Source organism: Trichocoleus sp. DQ-A1 (assembly GCF_039961955.1).
Taxonomy (GTDB): Bacteria; Cyanobacteriota; Cyanobacteriia; order Cyanobacteriales; family FACHB-T130; genus FACHB-T130.
In genome coordinates this window covers 1-21,250 of sequence record NZ_JAMPKE010000004.1, presented here as the reverse complement: position 1 = coordinate 21,250, position 21,250 = coordinate 1, and the positions used below count along the sequence as shown (strand labels likewise).

Genomic DNA, 21,250 nt, shown 5'->3' with positions numbered 1-21,250 from the left:
AGTCCAAGACTAGGCGATCGCATAATTGTAGTAACCGCACCGCTCTTGAATGGCAGCGATCGCATCGAGGATCGTGCTAAGAGCAACGCTATTCTCCGATTTTAAGAGCATCTGGCGCAGATAAGGTAATGCTCCAGCGCTGCCGATTTTCCCCAAACTATAGGCAGCCTTCTCCCGAACGCTAACGTCTTCGTGGTTAACAGCTTGCCTGAGCGCCCCTACAGCCGACGGGCTATTGATTTGACCTAATGCCCAAGCAGCACTCCCTCGAACGCTAGCGTCTGGGTGGTTGAGAGCTTGTCGCAGTGCTGCTACCGCCGCTGGAGTGCCGATTTGACCTAATGCCCAAGCAGCGCTTCCACCCACAGTCGCGTCTTCATCGTTCAACGCCCCCAACAGCCCCACCACCGCAGCCGGAGAACCGATTTCCCCTAAAGCCTCCGCAGCCTTCTCGCGCACCCGATAGTCGGTATCGTGCAAAGCCTCCAGCAGCCCGGTTACGGCAATCTGGCAGCCAGTGCTACCTAAAGCAGAGGCAGCATTTTCGCGCACCCGATAGTCTGTATCGTGCAAAGCTTCTAGAAGTCCCGCTACCGCCGCCGGGGAGCCTATTTTTTCTAACGCAGCGGCAGCACTTTGACGAACTCCAAAGTCTTCATCATGTAACGCTTGTCGCAGTCCGACAACGCTGACTTCACTGCCGATTTTCCCTAAAGCCTCAGCAGCTTTTTCTCGAACATCAAAGTTTGGATGGTTTAAAGCTTTCAGTAGCGCCGCTACGCCTTCCTCCTTGCCCATAGAACCCAGGGCATAGGCAGCCATCCAACCCACCCACGAATCATCATCGTCCAAAGCTTCTAAAAGGCCAGCGACCGCCGCTTGGGCAGGTGCAGGATCGATGCCCTTTCTGCCGATTTTCCTTAAAGCATAGGCAGCACCCCTGCGAACATAAAAGTCACGATCCTTTAAAGCTTCTAGCAACCCTGACATTGCCGCCGGAGAGCCGACTAAACCTAACCCATAGGCAGCACAACTGCGAACCTCATAATCTTCATCTTTCAGAGCCTTCAGCAGCCCCGATACTGCCAACGGATTGCGGGTAAGACCTAAGCCGAATGCAGCCCTCTCGCGCACCCGATAGTCTCGATCCTGCAACACTTCCAGTAGTGTCGCCACCGCCTCCTCGCTGCCAATTTTTCCTAAAGCATAGGCAGCTCTTCGGCGAACATCAAAGTCGTCATCGTTCAACGCTTGCCGTAGCGCCATCACCGTTTCTTGCGTGCCAATCGAACCTAATGCTTCGGCTGCTTTTTGACGCACCCGATAGTTTTCATCATTTAACGCTTGCAGTAGCGCTGATACCGCCTGCTGAGTGGGAATTTGACCTAAAGCATAGGCAGCATTGTAACGCACCCGAAAATCTGCATCGTTCAACGCTTCCAGTAGCGCCGACACTGCTTCCTCGGTGGGGGTTTGACCTAAAGCGTAGGCAGCTCTCCCACGCACATCAAAGTCCTCATCGTTCAATGCTTGCCGCAGCACCCCTACGGCTGCCTGGGTACCAATCGCGCCTAAGGCATAAGCTGCACTCTCGCGCACCTGAAAATCTTCATCGTTCAACGCTTGCCGCAACCCCATCACTGCGGCATCGGTGCCGATAGAACCTAATCCATAAGCTGCACTCAAGCGAACACCAGAGTCGTCATCGTTCAATACTTCCAGCAGCGCTGTCACGACTGCATCGGTGCCGATGGAAGCTAAGCCATAAGCTGCACTTTCACGCACCTTATCGTCAGGGTGGTGAAGCGCTGGGAGTAGGCTGGGGATTGCACTATCAGAGCCAGTGATGCCTAAAAGTTGAAATTTCAACTCTTGAGGAACTTCTAGAGAAGCAACTAAACCGACGGTTGCGGCTTGAAACTCCGGTTTAACGGCTCCTGCCATCTGTGCGCCTAACCTCAAATCCACTTCTAAGGCTAACTTCACGACTCGCACTACCTGAGCTTTTTCCTCCAAGCGCTGTAACATCTGGACTATGGGGTCTGTCCATTTTAGATAATTTAAATACTCCTGTTTGAGCTGGTCATCACTCAGTGAGAGTACCTGTTGGAGGAGGTTTTCGGCGGTGTAAGATTCCTGAATCGGTTGGTGATGCAATTCCATCTAGTTGCCTTCTCACATTTGAATCAATGGGTGCTTGAGCAAACCGTCTAGGCTACGTCCGACTCAGCAAAAAAATATATGACTTTGATTTTAACGAACGACGACGGAATAGACGCTCCTGGAATCCGAGCGCTGCACAAGGCGATGAATGGCAAGGGGGTGATTGTGGCTCCTAAAGACCATTTGTCTGGATGCGGTCATCAGGTGACGACGACTCAAGCGATTCATGTCCGGCGTCGCTCGGATTTTGAATATGCGATCGCGGGTACTCCCGCTGATTGCGTTCGCATTGCACTTACACATCTTTGCCCTACTGTCAAGTTTGTCCTTTCTGGCATCAACGCCGGTGGCAACTTAGGAGCCGATGTTTACATTTCAGGGACTGTCGCTGCTGTGCGCGAAGCAGCCTTTCATGGGGTTCCGGGGATTGCCGTTTCCCACTATCGCAAAGGCAAACTGAATGTCGATTGGGATGTGGCGGCGAGGTGGACGGCTGGAATTTTAGCCGATCTACTCAACCGTACCATTGAACCGGGAACGTTTTGGAATGTGAATTTGCCGCATTTGTTACCCGGAGATCCCGATCCGGAAGTGGTGTTTTGCGAACCTTCTCGGCAACCCTTGCCAGTTAACTATCGCGTTGAAGGCGATAATTTTTACTACGTCGGAGAATATGCCAAACGCGATCGCACTCCTGGTAGCGATGTTGATGTCTGCTTTTCCGGCAAAATCGCCGTAACTCAGCTGCGACTTTAAAAAAGGTGAGGTAAGATACCGCTCCCATAAGAGTTAGCGAAAATCCCTTAATGCAGTCCCTTCGTGTAAGATAGCCAAGGTTAAATTGAACTCAATAGTGGTGGAACCATCCGAAGCACAATACCTAATTCTCAACGCCTTAGATACCTTAGAGCTACTTAGCAATGCGGTGTATGATGAAGACACAGGAATTTGGGTAATTGAAACCCCTAGCAATGTCTTACCCTATGCTCGACTCCTGCAAAATAGCGATATTGTTCCTATCAAATGGGTATCGGAACGATGACAAAACCTACTGAGATTGAAAAGCAACAGTATGCAAGAATAAAAGAACTTTTTGCTTTATCTCGACAGCGCTACTTGGATGCAGGAGGCGATCCTCGAAAGCGCCCAAGTGGTCTTAAAGGTGATGATTACTTGACCGATGAAGAAAGGCAAGAACTATTTGCGATCGCTCGCGGTGGAGTTAAAATCATCGGGGACGAAGTTCACTGTGAAGGGCGGTCTTGGAAAATATCCGCAAAAGATATAAATAATTAGAATTAATCAAAATGCGAATTTTAATCATGGGCGGAACCCGTTTTATCGGGGTTTATCTAACAAAAATTTTGGCAGAACAAGGACATGAAGTGGTGCTGTTCAATCGGGGAAATAAACCAGCGCCCGTTGAAGGTATCAAACAAATTCAGGGCGATCGCACGGATGCTTCGCAACTAAAAGAAAAGTTATCTCAAGAAAAATTTGACGCAATTTTTGATAATAATGGTCGGGAATTGAGCGACACCCAACCTTTAGTAGAAATTTTTAAGGATCGGGTGCAGCATTTTATCTACATGAGTTCTGCGGGTGTGTATCAAAAGTCAGATCAGATGCCTCATGTAGAAGGGGATGCCGTCGATCCAAAAAGTCGTCACAAAGGTAAGCATGAAACGGAAGCTTACCTAGCACAACAGAAAGTGCCTTTTACGTCGATTCGTCCTACCTATATTTACGGCCCACAGAATTATAACGATCTGGAAGCTTGGTTTTTCGACCGGATTGTGCGCGATCGCCCAATTCTCATGCCCGGACATGGCTTCCATCTCACCCAACTCGGTCATGTAAAAGACTTAGCGGTGGCAATGGCAGCAGTTTTGGGCAATTCTCAGGCAGTGGGACAGATTTATAATGTGTCGGGCGATCGCTATGTTACTTTTGATGGTCTAGCGCGTGCTTGTGCGATTGCAGCCGGGAAGTCCCCTGAGAATTTACAAATTCTCCACTACGAACCCAAAAAGTTTGACTTTGGCAAACGCAAAGCTTTTCCTTTCCGACTTCAGCACTTCTTCGCCTCAGTAAATAAAGCCAAGGCTGAACTAGGATGGCAACCAGAATATGACTTAATTTCTGGGCTGAAAAACTCGTTTCAGAAAGATTACCTTGCCTCTGGTCGGAACAAAGCCGAGATAGATTTCTCAATTGATAACGAAATTCTAGAAGCAGGCTAAATCAACTACCAAGACACGAAGACATGAAGACACGAAGACACGAAAGAGCGATTAGTCGTTGTAGAGAGCCGATTCATCATGTCTCTACTGGCTAACCGCTGAGGCTTGCTCGCTTTTTTGGGGGAGAAGGTAAATAACTCCAGAAATCAAAGTGAAGGCAACGGAAATCCAGAAAGCAATTATGGCGGGAATTTCCCAAGAGACAGGCAGAGGTGCGATCAAAAGCGCGATCGCAATAATTTGACTGACTGTTTTTAACTTGCCCCAAATATTCGCTCCACTAATTGTCGTTTTATTAACGCGCCAACCAGCGATCGCTAACTCTCTTGCCAAAATTAGAAATACGCCCCATGCCGGTACTTGACCGAGTTGAATGAGCGGCAATAGGGGAGCCAACACCAGTAATTTATCAACTAACGGGTCAAGAAATTTACCCAAATCTGTAACTTGATTCAGTTTACGAGCCAAGTAGCCATCCAACCAATCGGTAGCCGCCGCAACCAGAAAAATTACCAATCCCACAGTGCGAGTTTCCGTTGTTGGGGTGTCCAGGCAATAAAGCAGAACTGGCAACGCCAGTAAGCGAGATAAAGTAATCCAGTTGGGTAGCGTCATAACAAGCATCGATCTGATAAGTTAAAAAGACTGTAGACTCCGGACGGTTTCGCGTCCAGAGTCTACAGCCTGAAATTCTAAGTTTACAGTTAGCGATTCGCGATTCGCTTTTTAACAAGCACCTTTTTTCTTCACAACTGCCATCACCGTCTTGAAAATCAAGCTGAGGTCGTAAGCAACAGACCACTTTTGCTGGTAATCAATATCCATGCGGACGATGTCTTCAAAGTCTTGGACGCTAGAACGACCATTCGCTTGCCACTCGCCAGTAATTCCCGGCTTAACATTCAATCTTTCCCAGTGATGAGCGTCGTAGCGCATGACTTCATCAACGGTCGGCGGACGGGTTCCTACTAAGCTCATGTCTCCCATCAGAACGTTCCAAAACTGCGGGAATTCATCTAAGCTAGTGCGACGTAAGAACTTACCGATGCGGGTAATCCGGGGGTCATTTTCGTTTTTAAAAATATGCCCTTTCGCTTGGTTATCGACCAGATGCTTGAGCTTCTCTGCACCAACAACCATCGAACGGAATTTCCAGATGCGGAACTTGCGTCCATTCAAACCGCAGCGAATCTGACTGTAAAAGACAGGACCTGGGTTATCCAGTTGCATCGCGATCGCAACTGGAATTGTAATTGTCGCTGCGATCGCTAACCCCACGACGCCTCCCAAGATATCAATCAGGCGCTTCTCTTTGCTAGTGACAGATGGATGACAGCTTGGCTGTTTTGTAACATCAACCAGGTAGATTTCATCAAACGCCGACGAAGCAACGTCGAGGGATTCGGGGAGGTGGGAAGTAGTAATCACTGTTTTTAAGTTGGCTTCTAGAATCAGGTTGCTCTTATGTCAATATAGGCAACACCCCTTATAGATGAATCGTTGAAAGCCCTTACTTTACCGAATCTTTAAGGGAATCGGTATTTTTTTAAGTTTTGTTAGAAGTACGGTTGACAAGCTACAGATTTCAATTATTTAATCCTCTGCCTGTAGGAGGATTGAGAATGGATAATTCTTTTTACCTGAAAGTACGTCGTTACGCGTCTCTTGCGGGTCAGAACTTACCCGGCAAGGATTGAGAAGGATAATTTTTCACCTTGAAGTACTCCTCCCCAGTCTTTTGCAAACAAAGATTTTTCCCGATTTTCCTCCGCACGTAGGGGGAATTGCGGAGGGATGTTCTTGTGACTGAATACAAGCAGTCTCGGATCTCATCGCTAAACTGTTGCCGGTACTAACAAGTCAAAAACTAATGGTTCTTCTAGTTTTTGATAAGTGCTTGTCAGGATAGTGTTTAAATAGCGAAGATAGCGATCGCCCTGCTGAGCATTCAGTCGATACATCTGGGTCGCTTCTTTCTCAAAAAGTGGAGCCTCTGCGATCGCTTGATAGTCAGGATTTTGCTCGGAGGTGGAACTCAGCAGTCCAAACTCGGCTTCCGACGGCACGATACCCGCAGGCAGCTTTCCTTCCAAAAGCGCCATGACGCGAGAATAACAAACCCGCGTATTAATGCCGCGATACTCTAATAACTGCATAATTTCATTCAGCGGCAGCGGTTCTTCCGGTAAAGCGCGTAAAAGTTCCAAAAGCAGAAAATAATCGCTGTACTGCTGCGTTTGTTGCTCCAACAGTTGAGGATACAGCGGTAACGTAGCCAAACCGTAAGCCACTGGACTACAGTTTAGGGTTGAGTCGTTTGCCCCAGTATCTCGAATCAGGACTGCTTTTGGGAGTTTTTGTCGCAGCCATTGAGCGATTTCTCCGACGGCTGCGGTTCCGCCAGTACAGATAATTTGATGAATTCCCGATGCGGGTATCCCTGCCTGAGTTAGCAGCGCATTCAATTCTTGATTCAGTTTTTCAAGAAACGGTTTGAACACGCGGTTTTCTAAATCTCGGCGTGTCACCAAACAGGACTTTCCGCCCAATTCCACGGTATAGCTGTCTTGCTGTTGCAGAATTCGTTTGACAGAATTGGCAGCTTCCAGAAGCGCTTGTCCCAGGGGAGAACTTTGCAATAACGATGCCAAGCGATCGCGCGTCGCTAAATCGGGTTCCCCGGCTTTGGGAAGGCTCAAGGATGAAGAATGCAGGATGAAGGATGACTCGAATTCATCTTTCATTTTGCCTTCTTCATCGTTCAAGAGTAATTGACCGATGATGTCTTGATCGATAGCGTTACCTGCATAGGCAAGACTCCGACAAGCAAACTGAGAATACGTTAAGTCTTTAAGATTTTCGGGCAAATTCACCACAGCGAGTTCGATGGTCGTGGCACCCGCGTCGATCACCAGAGTCCCGCCTTGCCAGGGGACTCCCGGTAAGGTTGCACCTTCAATTCCTGCCAACAAAGTAGCGATCGCATCTTCAAGAAAGAAGATTTCCTCCGGATTTTCCACCAGATGGGCACCCAGTACGGCTTCGCGAATGTTAAAGCGGTAGGTATCTCCCCATTTAGCAGGACAACCGACAATCACACCACTCAAGCAACCCATCGCTGCATTCAGCGTAGAGGGCTTTAAACCAGCAGCACCCACCAAATTAGGTCTCGATTGTTCTGTGGGGGATAGCGGGTTTCCCTGCCTTCCTAGAGGTCTTAGAGTGGCAAATAACGCTTGCAATGAGCGCCCCAGCCAGTAAAGGGAAATTGGCTGGTCGAGCGACCACTGCAATATCGGCTCCCATTTTTTGGCAGATGAATAGTAAGGAATTCCCACCTTCAAGTACGGTTTAAAGCCTTGAATAAAGACTCCTTCTTTACGATTGGCAAGAGAAGACGCCAGAACACCCACTGCGATCGCCGCTGGCGTATGCGCGTAAGTGCTGCTCGCGGCTGGTGTATCGGCGTAAGCGCTACTCGCACCCCCCGATGACTGCTCTGAATTGCTCCAGGCTGGCCCCGTGTAAGTCACTGCGGGTAAACGAAAGCTGGTTTGGGTAGATTCTGTCTGTCCTTGGCTTATCCAATAGATGGGATATCGTTCACCCGTCGAACCATTTAACAAAACCGCAGACACGCCAGTTGTGCCAAAGTCAATACCTAAGTACCAGGCATACTTGCTGACATTCTCCGCAGGCGATGGTTTTGCAGACTCAAGGACAGTGGAAGAATGTATTGAATTTGGATTCATTATCCCGATCGGGAGCAATTTTGTACTTTCTAAAACGAATGGGGATTCAAGGGTAATTTCCTGAGTGGGTATCCCTACGGAGTTTTTTTTTCCGGGTTCGATGAGTCTGAAAATATATCCAGCTCCAGATCAAAATCGTCAGGTTGAGGCAGCGTCGGCTCAGAAACGGCTTCTTCCTCGGTTGCCATCGGTGGATTGTTAGGGAACTGAGCGATCGCATCGTCTGGTGGAGCGATCAGTTCTTCCAATCGCAATAATTCTTCCTGCCAATCCGATTCCCCTAGGTGTGTTATTTCCACTTGAGAAATTTCTGGCATTTCCTCAAATTCCCAGTCGCCTAAATCTTCTTCCTGCAACCCAGTTAGCGCATCAATATCGGCATCGGACGCGATCGCCCTTTCTCTGGGTGTTTCTAGACTCTGTTCCTCATCGGCAAATAATTCCCACGATTCATCGAACTCAATCGATACTGCTGTCTCCCCATCAGTAATTTCTGGCGTCTGTTGTGCTTCCGAGTCAGAGACGTATTCTTGCTCTAGCGCCGCCGTTTCGCTGGGTAGTAGATTGACTTCTTCGGGGAAGAATGACAACGATTCATCGAAATCAATGGTGGCTGGTGCTTCCCTTGACGGATTGGCTGACTCCTCCCACTCCCAGTCGGCAACGTATTCTTGCTCTAACGCCGCCGTTTCGATTGGTGGTAGCTCTAAATCGACTTCTTCTTCGGGGAATACCAACGATTCGTCGAAATCGATGGCGGCTGGTGCCTCCCTTGACGGATTGGCTGGCGGTGGCATTTCTTCCCACTCCCAATCAGCAACATATTCGTGTTCCAGCCCCGCCGTTTCTGTAGGTAGCTCCAGATCGACTTCTTCGGGGAATACCAACGATTCATCGAAATCGATGGTTTCTGGCATCTCTTCTGGCGTTTCTGCTGACGTGATTCCTAACGTCTGTTGCTGGGAATTGGCTATGTATTCTCGATCCTCCTGTATTCCTAGTTCTGCTTCTAATGTCGAACTTAGCGAGGGCGATACTTCCGACGATTCATCAAGATTAGCGGGGGGAAGAAAAGCGATCGCTTTGTCTGGCGCTGGGTCTAAGGGTTCTACAGGGAACAAGGAAGCCAAATTCCAATCCGCTCTTTCATCGGCTGTTGTCGTGTGCGCCGTTTCCGGTTGCTCCTGATGGGAATTTTGTGGATGGTGAGCGATCGCGTTTTCTGTTTCTGCTAAATTGAATTCCTCAGACGGCAATCTTTGGGACTCCTCATCTGTTCCAGGAACAGAATCCTCCTCCACAAAGCTATCTAGGGCGAGATCGTCCCAATCTTCCATCAACAACTCATCCAGTTCCGTCACTGGCAGAGCTTCCTGGTGTCTCGTCCCCTGGGTTACTTCTGACCCTTGTTCCGCTTGTGTTTCAACAGCGTCAACTGTCCCCTCTGGTATTTCCGTCCCAAAAAGCTCTTCCTCCTCTGCGAACCAGTCATCTTGAGTCTGGATCTCTATAGCGTTATCGCTAAAATCCGCCTCTCTATGGCTCCTCTGCTCCTCTGATTGCGGAAATACGCCCTCCTGCGGTGCCTCAAAGCTAGACAGATCTTCACTCAGCAGTTGCAGTGTATCTCTATCCAGCCAGAAAAACTCGTCTTGGTCAACTGAGAAAGTATCCATCGCCAGCAGATTTTCGTCTGGCGAAGCGGGAATGTAGATATCTTCTTCCAGACTTGCAGCTTCCTCGGTTGCAGGTTGCTCTGTATCCTGGATTTGAGTATTCTGGATTTGAGTATTCTGGATTTGAGTGATTTCCTCCAGACTCGGAGGTGTGACCCTCGGTAAGAGAGATTCCGCTGGCACTACTTCCTGCTCCTGAAACAGATCCTCCTGCAACAGATCGGTTAGTGCCGAAATGACCAGATCCCCTTCTTCCACTGTTTCAGGATTGAAGGCTTCATTGGTTTCGACATTTTGATCTTCACTGGCAATCGTCGGAGCGATCGCCCACTTCTCAACTTGGATAACCGTCTTTTCCCAATCTTCGGGAAATAAGACATTTTCCCAAGAGTCCTCAACTTGCTCGACTCTCGCAGGTGGTTGCGCGATCGCGGCATCTTCAGCGGGGTCTTCCAAACCTGCAAACAGGGCATCCTCTAAAGAGTCCTGACTGCTATAAGGGCGAGGGTTCCTCTCTCCGGCTGAATCTTGAGGAATGATTGGATTTATACTTTCTGCTTGAGTTTGGGTATCTCCGGCGGGATTATTCTCCGGTTGTTTCTCAACTTTTTGAGCTTGTTGTTCGGGACTCTGTGGGATTGGCGGCGTCCCAAACAAGCTTTCAAAAAAATCGTCGATTTCGTCGCGCTTCCTGTCGGGAATCGTGGGAAGGATAGGCTCCGTCTGGAAGATAGTTTTCATATCATCGTCATCCAGCGATGCCATCTCCAGATTGCCCAAGTTCTCTAGATTCAAGTCTTCCAGACCGCTACTCTGGGCACCAGAGGTAGGGTTCGATGGAGTGCTAGCAGACGCTGCTGTCCCAAAAAGATTATCCTTTGAGGAGGCTTGCCTTTGTACCGACTCGCCTAAGCGGTCCGTTGGCAGATTGAACTGGGGACTTTGCGGCTGCTCCTGTTCCACCGAGCGGAGGGGCAATTCAACCCCCGGATACGGCAATGGCTGTCTGGCGACAGGAACATCATTCGGCGAGAAATTGAATTCGTTGCGATTAGAAGGTGGCGAGGGGGGTTGATCCAGCGTTTGGGGTTCCCTCTGGGGATAGGGCAGTTGCAGAGCGCCGATCCCTGGTGTTGTCGCAGCCGTACTCGCGCTACTTGCATCTACTTGTGACTGCCGAGATGATTGCAAAATTGCTGAGGCTTCTTGCTGGAACTGCTCGGTGAGCTGATTTACCAACTCTGTAAACATCACCTCGCTTTGCTGCCCCAAGTTGTGCATTTTATCAAGTCCTTGGGCCAAGGACTCTTGATAGCTAACAAGATTGCGTTGCAGTGCCTCGAAGACTGTGCGAATGGTTGAATCCAGCGTTGCTAGCAGTTGATCGGATTTTGCCTGTAACGTTTGCAGTTGTTCCAGGCGCTCTCGCGGATGTAAAGGTAAAGAATTGCTAGATATCGCGTCTGAATAGCTAGGTGAGAAATTATAGGGTTGTTTTTGACCTTCTGGAGGGAGTACCTCAGCACTCAAAAACTGAGTTTCCAAATTTCTCAGGGTTTGAGCCATCTGTTGCGTGAGAGTTTCCTGCAAGCGACTAGAAAGTACCTGCAAAAATTCGGAAATCAGTTGCTGCTGTGCCGCTTGTTGCTGAGCAAGCGTTCGATGGTGCAGCCGATAACTCTCCATCTGTCGAATCTCTAGAACCAGAGATTCCCGCTGTTGGCGAAGACTCTCCAGATCCCCCTGCAAGGACTGCATCAAGCTGGTTCGCACCGCTTCCATGTCTTGCTCAACCGCTTGCACAATCTGTCGTGCTGTTGTCTGCGGTTGATAGTTTTCCTGATGCCGAGCTTCATCTCCAGCGCCTGATTGTTGCCGTGAGACTAAATAGGTACGAACCTGCTCCAGAAGCCGACGCTGCTCTTGGACATCAACTGACCTGAGCCAAGGCCGACGGGAGCTGGCCTTGTGGAGGATGCTGTCAATATTAGCGATTAGTGTAGAAATCGCATCCGTCTCGTGAGTCACAATGGAATCCCTGGCTAGAACGATTGCACAGTTATCAGAAGTTACTATACTGCCACTGCCTATAATGTTAGACTGCCCAACAAGAACAACTTATATTAAACAGGGTGTTGCATCTACCGGGTGAATTATTTCAAGACTGGTAATTCTAAATGTAGATAGAATTTTGGGTTGTAGCGTTTTGTCACCCAATGGGTACAAAGAAAGCGATCGCCCAAAATCAAAGCGTTTTGGATTAAGATGTGAGTTTTGCTAGATGCGTCAGCAGCGAGTCGCGGGTTTCCTCTATGAGGATAATAAAGATAGGGTCACTGGCTCAATGGGTGCCTCCTAACTCTGATTGGTACGCTGCCAAGAGCCTCCTGTTCAGCCTAATTATCTTCGAGAGCGTAAACACCATATTCGGGAGATGCCGACCTGATTGCTGAAAGTTTCCGGCTCAACGGTTGCTCTTGATTCAAACGCTACCAGCTAGCCCCACTCCAGTGGGCCACTCTTTATCAGTTCTTAGCTTTTTCATTTGTGTTGGCCCGATGGAAGACCGATACACCCCCCGCGAACCGAACTCTAACATGAATGCGTTGATTCGCTCCACACCTTTGTTTACCGGCTTACCAGAGACCGTTGTGGAGAAAGCCACTTCCCATGTCGTCACTCGTACCCATCCTGCAAATCAGGTGATTTTGCTGGAAAATGACTGGGGCGGCTCTGTCTACTTTATTCTGGAGGGTTGGGCGAAAATTCGCACCTACAACCTTGATGGTAAAGAGGTAACGCTGAATATTCTTGGCAAAGGAGAACTTTTTGGCGAAATGGCAGCGTTGGATGAGGTTCCTCGTTCAACGGATGTAATTACGCTAACTCCTACGACGATTGGCAGTATGCCTGCTCAAGATTTTGTTCAGTTAATTCATAACGAACCACTAGCAGGCGTTCGCTTGGCTCAGTTGATGGCAAAACGCCTGCGTCAAGTCAACCGTCGCCTCCGATTGCGAGAATCAGATAGTATGTCCCGCGTTGCCGACACGTTATTATTCTTAGCAGAAGGACAGGGAAAAACTGCCCAAAAAGGAACGATGATCCCCAATTTACCCCATCGTGAGTTAAGCAGCCTCAGCGGTCTGGCGCGAGAAACGGTGACACGGGTTTTAACAAAGCTGGAAAAAAAGGCGCTGATTATGCGCGACCACGATATCTTGTGCATTCCCGATTTGGCGGCTTTGGAACGGCTAATCGTCTAATAAATACACGGCAGCGGCACTCTGGGTGCCCAACTGCCATTTATCTGGGTGCCTAGTCATGGGTTTTCAGAAAATATTGGTTGCTATCGACGACTCTTCTTTATGTCAGGCTGTCTTCGCTCAAGCGCTGGAATTGGCGCAAGCGAATCGTGGAGCAATGATGCTGCTACATTGCCTCAATAGCGAGATACTCGATGAAATAACGCCACGGCTCTCTGGTGAGATGGGTTTGTATCCTCAGATGATGACATCCTATGAGAATCACCACCTCACGCTCGAAAGGCGAATCCAGCAGGTGCAAGATTTGCTCCGAAGTTACTGCGAAAAATCTACCCGTCAGAAAGTGCCGACGGAGTTTGATTACAAAGTAGGCGAGGCTGGGCAAATGTTATGTCAAGCAGCTGAGAATTGGGGTGCCGATTTGATTGTGATGGGACGTCGGGGGCACAAGGGATTGACAGAAGCTTTGCTGGGGAGTGTGAGTAATTATGTGCTGCACCACGCTCCCTGTTCGGTGTTGGTAATTCAGGGCATAGATACGGAGCATCCTGAATCACTGGCGACTGGGGAAATAGCGGATGGATAAAGGGATACTGGAAATTGGTAATGGGTCTTGTAATTCTCTCCTGAAGCTGCTGAAGCTCGGCTCAAAACGGGAATAGAGGTTAAATTTAGGATCTGGCTTTGTTTTTTAATCTGCATGAGCGATCCTTTTGAAGACGGTCAAGCTTCTGGTCTGGGGAATTCTCAGAAAATCGAAGATGAGGCGAATCTAAGCGAAACGCCCCCGGCAACCAGTGCCCAAGGGAACAATTATTCCGAACCCCAGGTGAAAGCAGTTGCTCCCCTGATCATGGTGGAAACTGCCTTTCTGGCTAGTACTTGTAGTCTGATTTGGCTGATTAATTATTACTTTCCAATGGGACCGCTGCTGCGGATGTTTTTCCCAATCCCGATTGCCCTCGTATACCTGCGATGGGGACACCGGGCGGCTTGGATGGCAGCGTTGGTTTCTGGGTTGCTGTTGTCCGTCCTAATGGGACCAACTCGCAGCATTCTGTTTCTGATCCCCTACGGTCTCATGGGTGTCCAACTGGGGGCTTTGTGGCGGCGCAGGAGCAGCTGGCTGTTCTCGATTGGTACGGGGACAATTATTGGTACGTTTGGATTCTTTTTTCGGTTTTGGCTGCTGTCGATTTTATTGGGGGAAGACCTCTGGGTTTACATGACTAGCCAGGTGACGGAACTGGCAGAGTGGGTATTTGTCAAGATCGGGCTACTGCAAGAGCCGAGTCTATCTTTGATTCAAGCGATCGCATTCGGCATGATTATTCTCAATAATGTTATCTATCTGTTTGTCGTACATTTGGTGGCTTTGCTGCTACTCGATCGTTTGGGCAACCCGATTCCTCGCCCCCCGCATTGGGTGCAAGTGCTGCTGGATTATGAAGAATGAGGGTTAAAGGTTAAAGGTTACAATTTTTGCCTTTTCCCTGTTGCTTTGAGCCTTACCACGACTCAACCCTCAATCCAAAATCCAAAACTCGATGATTCATGTCTACACTCAGATAGAACAGGGACATCGATGGCTCCAGCGATATCGGGGACGTCCATCGGTGTTTGCTTGTCTTTTGGGCTTTACCGCCACCGGGCTGATCCCCGGTATTTCAGCAGCTGGAGCAACGCCAGAGGATCGACAATATACAGCGATCGCAGATGCGGAATTTTTGTATAAAGGCCCTCAGCCTCAGCCTCAATATCCTCTGCCTCCTCTGCAAGCGGGTGCCTCTCCAGTGCTAATCTCCCGCGCGGTGGTTGAAGCACTTGGTATTCCCGTTTATTTATTCAATGCTGGATTGCCCCAGCCGCCAACTGTTCCAGTCATTGATTTGGAAGGTGCCCCTGCCCAGTGTCTCAGCGGCGGAAATGCTTTGCCTCTCGCGACAGTGAAACATCTGTGGGAACAAGGACTAATTTGGGGGCAAAAACTAGCGGCAAGTATCCCGGATGGATATTTAATTCTGGGAGAGTGCGTGGTAGGGGGAACGACAACGGCTTTGGCAATTTTAACGGGCTTGGGTGTCCCCGCTGCCGGTAAGGTCAACAGCAGCCATCCTAGCTGCAATCACGCGCAAAAGTGGGCGGTGGTGGAAGCTGGGCTGAAAGCCTTTAGGAGCAGAGAGGCTCAGGGACATAAGGGTAGCATTCATCTGACACAAGACCCTTTACATCTGGTTGCGGCAATTGGCGATCCGATGCAAATTGCGGTTGCGGGGATGGCGATCGCTGCGAGTCGCACTTGCGGTGTCATGCTGGCTGGTGGAACGCAAATGCTGGCTGTCTATGCCTTGATGCAAGCGCTTGGGCGTCAATATTCCCTATCTTGGGAACCCGAACAAGTTGTGGTGGGAACGACTCGCTGGGTGGCAGAAGATCCGACTGGCGATACGGTCGGCTTAGCAGAAACAATTAGCCCAGTCCCCCTATTGGGGACTGGGCTAAGTTTTGCGCCCTCTCGTTATCCTCAACTGCGGGCTTATGAGCAGGGATACGTTAAAGAAGGCATGGGTGCGGGCGGATGTGCGATCGCGGCTCATTTAACTCAGGGTTGGCACCAGGAGCAATTACTCCAAGCCATTGAAATGTTAATCGAGCGTTGTTGAAGTCTGAAATATGAAGTGTGAAGCATAAAGCCAGTCTTTATTCTTTCTTCTCTATCTGCAAGCCTTCTACCTGTATCCCGCCTGCCGATTGTTTAAGAGTGAATTCTCTGAGAGAGTAACTGTTCTTCTAAAGCAGCAATGCGATTATAGGCAGCGGTGAGCTGTGCCGTTAGCCGTTGGATTTGAATGGTCGGTGACAAATCTTTCTCGCTGCTATGAGAGTTACTATCTACAGAGTTTGTATCAACTAAGACATCTTTGTGCTCCATTACTGGAGACTGATTGCTGTAGCTTTTATAGGCATAGCGGCTATTACTGACTCCTAAAGGTGCGGGTGTACCTCCTTGGATAGCCGCTGCTTTGCTTTTAGACAAAGCTTCAGAGACTTTTTCGCTCAACTGGTCAATCATTTCGTAAAGGACATCAACTTTATGATTTAAAGTGATGACTTGCTTTTGAAGTGAATCCATGCAATTCCCACTAGGCGTTAACTTGATTTCTTTCATGTTATAAAAAAATAGTTAAAAAACTGTTTTACTTACAAATTATTTAACTATTGAGCAAGATGAATTTATGAAGCTGGAGTTGGGATCGATTGAGCCTTTTTAGGTCAAGGCTGAATAAACATGAAAAGCGGTTTTTATAGCAGGATTTATGATGTAGAAATATTAAATTCTCAATTCTGAAGATTTATTGGAAATTTTCGCGATTCTAGCCCTATATTCCGTTTATTTTGATTTTCAGCCCTAAGAAGTTCCTCTATCAAAAGGGGGAACAGAAAATATACTTATCCAATATACTTATCGAATAGATAAAGAAGATGGCAACGGCGATCGCAGTGCAAAAAACTGTAGCAACGGCTAGAACCTTTATCAGCACCGAAGAACACGGACGTATGTTAAGTTAATCAAGCAAGCTAATCACCTTTTACTTGCGTTAAATATTGCTTTTTTGGAAAAAATGCTCAGCATCAGAGAGTTTTTTACCGCTTGCACGGGGGTATGGACAACAGAAAGAATGTATCATTCTGTCCTTAGCGGTCAGATTGAACGCTCTCATACGGAATATTCGGTAAAAGCCCTGACATGGGAACAAAAGCAGCAAATTTTGTCCTTTTCTTCGTCAAATGGCATAAAGGTAAATCTTGCCCAAGCAACCGAAGAAGAAAATGCCTGTCCTGGGTTTGCGATCGCCTTTGATACCGTCTCGGAAACGGGCGAACGAGTATCCATGAGTTTGAAGGCTTTATTTGTGCCGGATGCCTACGTGGTGCCTGGGGAATCGCCCGCCGAAATCCCCGCTCCACCCGTCGTGGCGGAAGTTGTAGATGGGGAAGCGATTAAAGGTTTTTATCTGCGGGATGAGGGATACTCAGAAGCGGGAGCGATCGCGGGGCGGTTTACCTATCAGCCCACTCGCCAAACGCTGGAAATGATCACCTATTATCGACGTTCTGTTGCGGTCGATCAAATGCGGATTGTAGCGCCGGATACGCGGCTCAGAACGATTATTACTTACCAACGACCCGAACCCGGAGAACAACCAACGGTAATCGATTTGGTCGGCTTTGGCGTCGAGCGCCGACAAGCGCTATAAACAGCGAATAGCGAATTGCTAATCAGAAGGATTGCTAGTTGCTACAACTATGAAGAGACGGTCTTTTCTGCTGGGTGCTGGAACGCTGACCTTGAGTCAGATGCTTGCAGGGTGTGGAAATTCCCAAAACCCCACACTAAGAGTTAGACTTCTGAAAAATTCCATTCCCGCTCAGCTGTTAACTAAATTTCGCCAGAGCCTCAAGCAATCGGCAACTCTAGATTTTACGCCAGCTACACAGTTAAAAGATTTATTTGCGAGTCTAGAAACTTGGCAGAATCCCGGTAAAGCGAACCAGGGCTGGGGTCGGAACTTACCGCTGATTACCCCGAAAAAACCCGTCATTGCCGATCTAGTGACTTTGGGAGATTTCTGGTTAGCACAGGCAATTGAGCAGAAACTCATTCAACCCCTCGAACTTACACAGGCGGGAGGGTGGAATCAATTGCCAATCCGATGGCAAGAACTTGTGAAACGCAATAGTCAAGGTCAATCTGACCCCGCTGGAAAAATTTGGGGTGCGCCCTATCGCTGGGGAAGCACAGTAATTATCTATCGCCGCGACAAATTCAAATCTTTGGGATGGACACCGACGGATTGGCAAGATTTGTGGCGAGAAGAACTGCGCGATCGCATTTCACTTTTAGATCAACCGCGAGAAGTGATTGGTCTAACCTTAAAACGGTTGGGTCATTCTTACAACACGGAACGGATAGACAGAATTCCTGAGTTGAAAAATACCCTGCAAAAGTTGCACCAGCAGGTGAAATTTTACAGTTCCGATACCTATCTGCAACCGTTATTGCTAGGAGACACCTGGCTGGCGGTGGGTTGGTCAACAGATGTATTGTCGGTGATGAAGCGCGATCGCAACATTGCTGCGGTGGTTCCTGTGTCTGGAACCGCCTTGTGGTCAGACTTATGGGTGCAACCTGCTGGTGCTGCGGCGAATCCTCTGTTGCAAGATTGGATTAATTTTTGTTGGGAATCCAAACCTGCTACGGAAATTTCTCTGTTCAGCCGCGCCGCCTCACCAATTGTTGCTGGCATGAACCCAGCAGAGTTACCTGAATTTTTAAAAACGAACTCGATCTTGCTGCCAGATACTCAGATACTGGACAAGAGTGAATTTCTGTTTCCGCTTCCCCAGTCTACGGCGCTTGCGTATCGTTCCCTGTGGCAGGAAATCCGCCCAACGGTTTAGAACGAACTCGCAGACTATTTTGACCAGAGGAGACAATATCCAGATCGCAGACGACTGGATTGGTACTGAAATTACAAGTGTAGGTTGCTAGCGGTTCTTGTGGTTGATTGGCAATAAACACCCTGGTGTTATAGCCATAATCTCTGGCAACCGTCCCAAAGCTGTTGACAAAGCTATAGCGTCCTATATAGTTCAGAAGGCTCCAGAGTTGTCGGTTTACAACCAAATCCACCCGCTGGCGATCCGGGTACGCTAGCCAGTTCTCTAGTAATTTGCCACCAAACTGTTCCTCCGCCCACCAAAGGCTGGGAACCGTTGGTTTAGCTTGGGACATACTATCGGCTCTAATGACTTGACTTCTCGGTGGGCGAGACTCTGGATCGAGTAGTTTTAAGTCTAAAGGTTCGGGAGAAGGCAGCCGTGTGGGTGGTGTTTGTGCCTGCGTTAACAAAGGGAAAACACACGAAGTAAGAATTGCTAAAGCTGATAACAGCAAGGAAGAAGCAATCTTTTTCCCTGTTTGATGGATCTGACTTCTCGCAGCATTGTCATCTGCCGTGTACGCCTGCCTAAATTGTTTAAGTTTCGCTCCAGATTTGGTTGGTTCCTGTAGAGGTTCCATGTTTACTCGCGCTAATTCATGCAGTTATTGTCTGGTAAGAATTGCTAATGGTTCCAGCGATTGATTCAGCGAACGGTTTGTAAATAAACGTAGATTAATTCATACAACTTGCATCGGCAACCGTTTACCGGCACTTAACAAGGTTTCAAATTCTGCTGCGGGTACGGGACGGCTAAATAGATAGCCTTGCATGGCATCGCAATGCTGCTGGCTTAAGAAAGCCAGTTCAGCGCGAGTTTCTACCCCCTCAGCCGTAACTTTCAAATTCAGATTGTGAGCGAGTTGAATCACGGCGGTCATAATCGCTCGGTTTTGGGTATCGCTAGTAACATCCTGAACAAAGCATCGGTCAATTTTCAAAGTGTCAAAGGGAAATTGTTTGAGATAGCTTAAGGAAGCATAGCCAGTACCGAAATCATCAATTGCGATGTGAATCCCCAACTGTTTCAGTTCATTTAAAGTAGCGATCGCCATCGAAGCATTTTGCACGAGGATACTTTCAGTCAGCTCTAATTCCAAAGCATCTGGGTTCAAACCTGTAGTTTCCAATACTCGGACAATTCGCTGGCTTAAATCAGCTTGGCTAAATTGACGCCCCGACAAGTTCACTGACACGCGGAACGATATAAATCCAGCGTCTCGCCATTTTTGCGTTTGGGCACTGGCAGTTTGCAATACCCACTCGCCAAGCGGGACAATTAAACCCGTTTCTTCTGCCATAGGAATAAATTCAGCCGGTGAAACCAGCCCCCGCGTCGGGTGCTGCCAACGCACTAAGGCTTCTGCACCGCTAATTTCTCCGGTTTGGAGATTTACTTGGGGCTGATAGTACACTTGAAATTCACTTTGTTCTAAGGCACGGCGCAGACTCGCTTCTAGCACCAGCGCTTCGCCATAATCAGCCTTGATGTCCGTCGCATAAAACTGATAGTGATTTCCTCCCAGCTTTTGGGTGTAGGACATCGCCGCTGCTGTCATCTTCATCAGGGTATCTAAATCTTGCCCGTCGTTGGGATAAAAGGTAATGCCAATGCTGGCAGTGAGGAAGATTTGACCGTCTTCCAAGGAGAAGGGTTCATTCAGCGATGACAAAATCGCTTGGGCGACACTGGCAACCGTTTGTCTTTGACTTAAGGTTGCCAGAATAATTGCAAATTGATCTACATTCAATCGCGCAATCGTGTCCTGTCGGCTGAGACAGGTGGTGATTCGTTCGACAATTAGTTTAATTAATCGGTCACTCCGTTGATTTCCCAAGGTGTCACTAATCCGTTGAAACCGATCTAATCCTAGAAACAGCAGCGGGACAGGTTGAACGTTAAGTGGCTGCTGGGCAGAGGCAAGAGGCGATTCGTTCTCCTGGGTTTTGGAATCGCTTTTGTGTTCATCTTGCCGCTTACTGATAACTTGATTAAACCGCTCTCGCAATAGCAAGCGATTGGGAAGGTTTGTCACGCTATCGTAATGAACTAAGTGATTGAGTCTTTCTGCTGCTTGCCTGAGCGCTAAGGTATAGGGTTGAGTAATGGCTCTTTGTCTTTCGAGTCGGGCAGCGATCGCTTTGAGTATTTCCTCAGGCGTACAAGGCTTGGTTAAATAGTCGTCTGCCCCTAATTCCATCGCTTGACGCAAATCGGCTTTTTCAGCTTTGGCAGTCAGAAAAATGAAGGGAATTGTTGCGGTGACAGGATCTTGACGCAGCGCCATCAAAACACCAAAACCATCTAAATCGGGCATCATGACATCGCAAATAATTAAATCTGGGCGAATCGTTCTTGCTATCTGTACGCCAGCAAGACCATTTTCTGCACCTGTCGCCTCGAACTCTTCTGCCTCCAATAGTTCTAATATGTTTTCGCGGATTGCTTCTTCATCTTCAATAACTAGAATTTTTGCCATTTCTCTAAATTTCCTTTAATTTATGGTTTTTCTTACAAAATCAAACTTTTTATGGTAGTGCTAAACACGTAATGATGCGTTGTAGTAGTGGATAAAGTACCAGATTGCCCCAATGTGATTCTCCAACGATTTGGAGAAAGACAAGGTTTTTCGCACCAACCGAGAC

18 protein-coding genes and 1 pseudogene are annotated in these 21,250 nt (G+C 48.3%); 10 read left to right on the top strand and 9 right to left on the bottom strand.

What is annotated here, in order from left to right:
* Positions 1-9 precede the first annotated feature (9 nt).
* Entirely contained in the window at positions 10-2,163 is a 2,154-nt protein-coding gene (locus NDI33_RS05835; RefSeq protein WP_190527848.1) for a HEAT repeat domain-containing protein, read from the bottom strand.
* 78 nt (positions 2,164-2,241) lie between these two features.
* On the opposite strand from NDI33_RS05835, the gene surE reads away from it, so the two are divergent.
* From surE to NDI33_RS05815, 4 genes are all read left to right on the top strand, one after another.
* Positions 2,242-2,919, top strand: coding sequence for a 5'/3'-nucleotidase SurE (gene surE, locus NDI33_RS05830; RefSeq protein WP_190412778.1), 678 nt, complete (start codon positions 2,242-2,244; stop codon positions 2,917-2,919).
* Between the two features lie 97 nt (positions 2,920-3,016).
* The gene (locus NDI33_RS05825) at positions 3,017-3,205 is read left to right on the top strand and encodes a hypothetical protein (RefSeq protein ID WP_242030430.1); all 189 of its coding nucleotides are present in this window, start codon (positions 3,017-3,019) and stop codon (positions 3,203-3,205) included.
* On the top strand, positions 3,202-3,459 hold the full coding sequence (locus tag NDI33_RS05820) for a hypothetical protein (protein ID WP_190412779.1): 258 nt from the start codon (positions 3,202-3,204) through the stop codon (positions 3,457-3,459). The genes NDI33_RS05825 and NDI33_RS05820 overlap by 4 nt, the downstream gene beginning before the upstream one ends.
* Positions 3,460-3,470: 11 nt before the next feature.
* A complete protein-coding gene (locus NDI33_RS05815; RefSeq protein WP_190677646.1) occupies positions 3,471-4,406 on the top strand; it encodes an NAD-dependent epimerase/dehydratase family protein in 936 nt (311 codons plus the stop codon).
* Between the two features lie 84 nt (positions 4,407-4,490).
* Here the strand turns inward: NDI33_RS05815 and pgsA are convergent, their stop codons facing one another.
* The 4 genes from pgsA to NDI33_RS05795 form a co-directional block, all read right to left on the bottom strand.
* Positions 4,491-5,021, bottom strand: a complete 531-nt coding sequence (pgsA, locus tag NDI33_RS05810) for a CDP-diacylglycerol--glycerol-3-phosphate 3-phosphatidyltransferase (RefSeq protein ID WP_190677877.1) — start codon at positions 5,019-5,021, stop codon at positions 4,491-4,493.
* 111 nt (positions 5,022-5,132) lie between these two features.
* Positions 5,133-5,774, bottom strand: a complete 642-nt coding sequence (locus NDI33_RS05805) for a sugar transferase (RefSeq protein ID WP_347275936.1) — start codon at positions 5,772-5,774, stop codon at positions 5,133-5,135.
* Positions 5,775-6,241: 467 nt separating this feature from the next.
* Entirely contained in the window at positions 6,242-8,158 is a 1,917-nt protein-coding gene (locus NDI33_RS05800; RefSeq protein WP_190677644.1) for a hypothetical protein, read from the bottom strand.
* 74 nt (positions 8,159-8,232) lie between these two features.
* Entirely contained in the window at positions 8,233-11,862 is a 3,630-nt protein-coding gene (locus NDI33_RS05795) for a hypothetical protein (RefSeq protein WP_190677642.1), read from the bottom strand.
* 530 nt (positions 11,863-12,392) lie between these two features.
* On the opposite strand from NDI33_RS05795, the gene NDI33_RS05790 reads away from it, so the two are divergent.
* The 4 genes from NDI33_RS05790 (at position 12,393) to cobT (ending at position 15,763) form a co-directional block, all read left to right on the top strand.
* Positions 12,393-13,100: a Crp/Fnr family transcriptional regulator gene (locus NDI33_RS05790; protein ID WP_190412784.1), complete on the top strand. Its 708-nt coding sequence runs from the start codon at positions 12,393-12,395 to the stop codon at positions 13,098-13,100.
* 58 nt (positions 13,101-13,158) lie between these two features.
* Positions 13,159-13,686 (top strand): universal stress protein, encoded by a 528-nt coding sequence (locus NDI33_RS05785; protein ID WP_190412785.1) that lies wholly within the window; start codon positions 13,159-13,161, stop codon positions 13,684-13,686.
* A gap of 114 nt (positions 13,687-13,800) precedes the next feature.
* Positions 13,801-14,556 carry a DUF2232 domain-containing protein gene (locus NDI33_RS05780; RefSeq protein ID WP_190412786.1) on the top strand — a complete coding sequence of 252 codons (756 nt, stop codon included), beginning with the start codon at positions 13,801-13,803 and terminating at the stop codon, positions 14,554-14,556.
* Positions 14,557-14,647: 91 nt separating this feature from the next.
* Positions 14,648-15,763 carry a nicotinate mononucleotide-dependent phosphoribosyltransferase CobT gene (gene cobT, locus NDI33_RS05775; RefSeq protein WP_190677640.1) on the top strand — a complete coding sequence of 372 codons (1,116 nt, stop codon included), beginning with the start codon at positions 14,648-14,650 and terminating at the stop codon, positions 15,761-15,763.
* Between the two features lie 92 nt (positions 15,764-15,855).
* Here the strand turns inward: cobT and NDI33_RS05770 are convergent, their stop codons facing one another.
* Positions 15,856-16,233, bottom strand: coding sequence for a hypothetical protein (locus NDI33_RS05770; protein ID WP_190412895.1), 378 nt, complete (start codon positions 16,231-16,233; stop codon positions 15,856-15,858).
* Between the two features lie 490 nt (positions 16,234-16,723).
* Between NDI33_RS05770 and NDI33_RS05765 the strand changes: the two genes are divergently transcribed.
* Positions 16,724-17,359 carry a phycobiliprotein lyase gene (locus NDI33_RS05765; protein ID WP_190677638.1) on the top strand — a complete coding sequence of 212 codons (636 nt, stop codon included), beginning with the start codon at positions 16,724-16,726 and terminating at the stop codon, positions 17,357-17,359.
* 49 nt (positions 17,360-17,408) lie between these two features.
* A complete protein-coding gene (locus NDI33_RS05760) occupies positions 17,409-18,563 on the top strand; it encodes an extracellular solute-binding protein (protein WP_190527836.1) in 1,155 nt (384 codons plus the stop codon).
* Here NDI33_RS05760 and NDI33_RS05755 read toward each other — a convergent pair.
* The 3 genes and pseudogenes from NDI33_RS05755 to NDI33_RS05745 all read right to left on the bottom strand — a co-directional run.
* Entirely contained in the window at positions 18,511-19,185 is a 675-nt protein-coding gene (locus NDI33_RS05755) for a hypothetical protein (protein ID WP_242033234.1), read from the bottom strand. The two genes, NDI33_RS05760 and NDI33_RS05755, sit on opposite strands and share 53 nt — an antisense overlap.
* A 99-nt stretch (positions 19,186-19,284) precedes the next feature.
* On the bottom strand, positions 19,285-21,084 hold the full coding sequence (locus NDI33_RS05750; protein ID WP_190677636.1) for an EAL domain-containing protein: 1,800 nt from the start codon (positions 21,082-21,084) through the stop codon (positions 19,285-19,287).
* A 60-nt stretch (positions 21,085-21,144) separates the two neighbouring features.
* A pseudogene (locus tag NDI33_RS05745) lies at positions 21,145-21,250 on the bottom strand (IS1 family transposase); the annotation flags it as partial.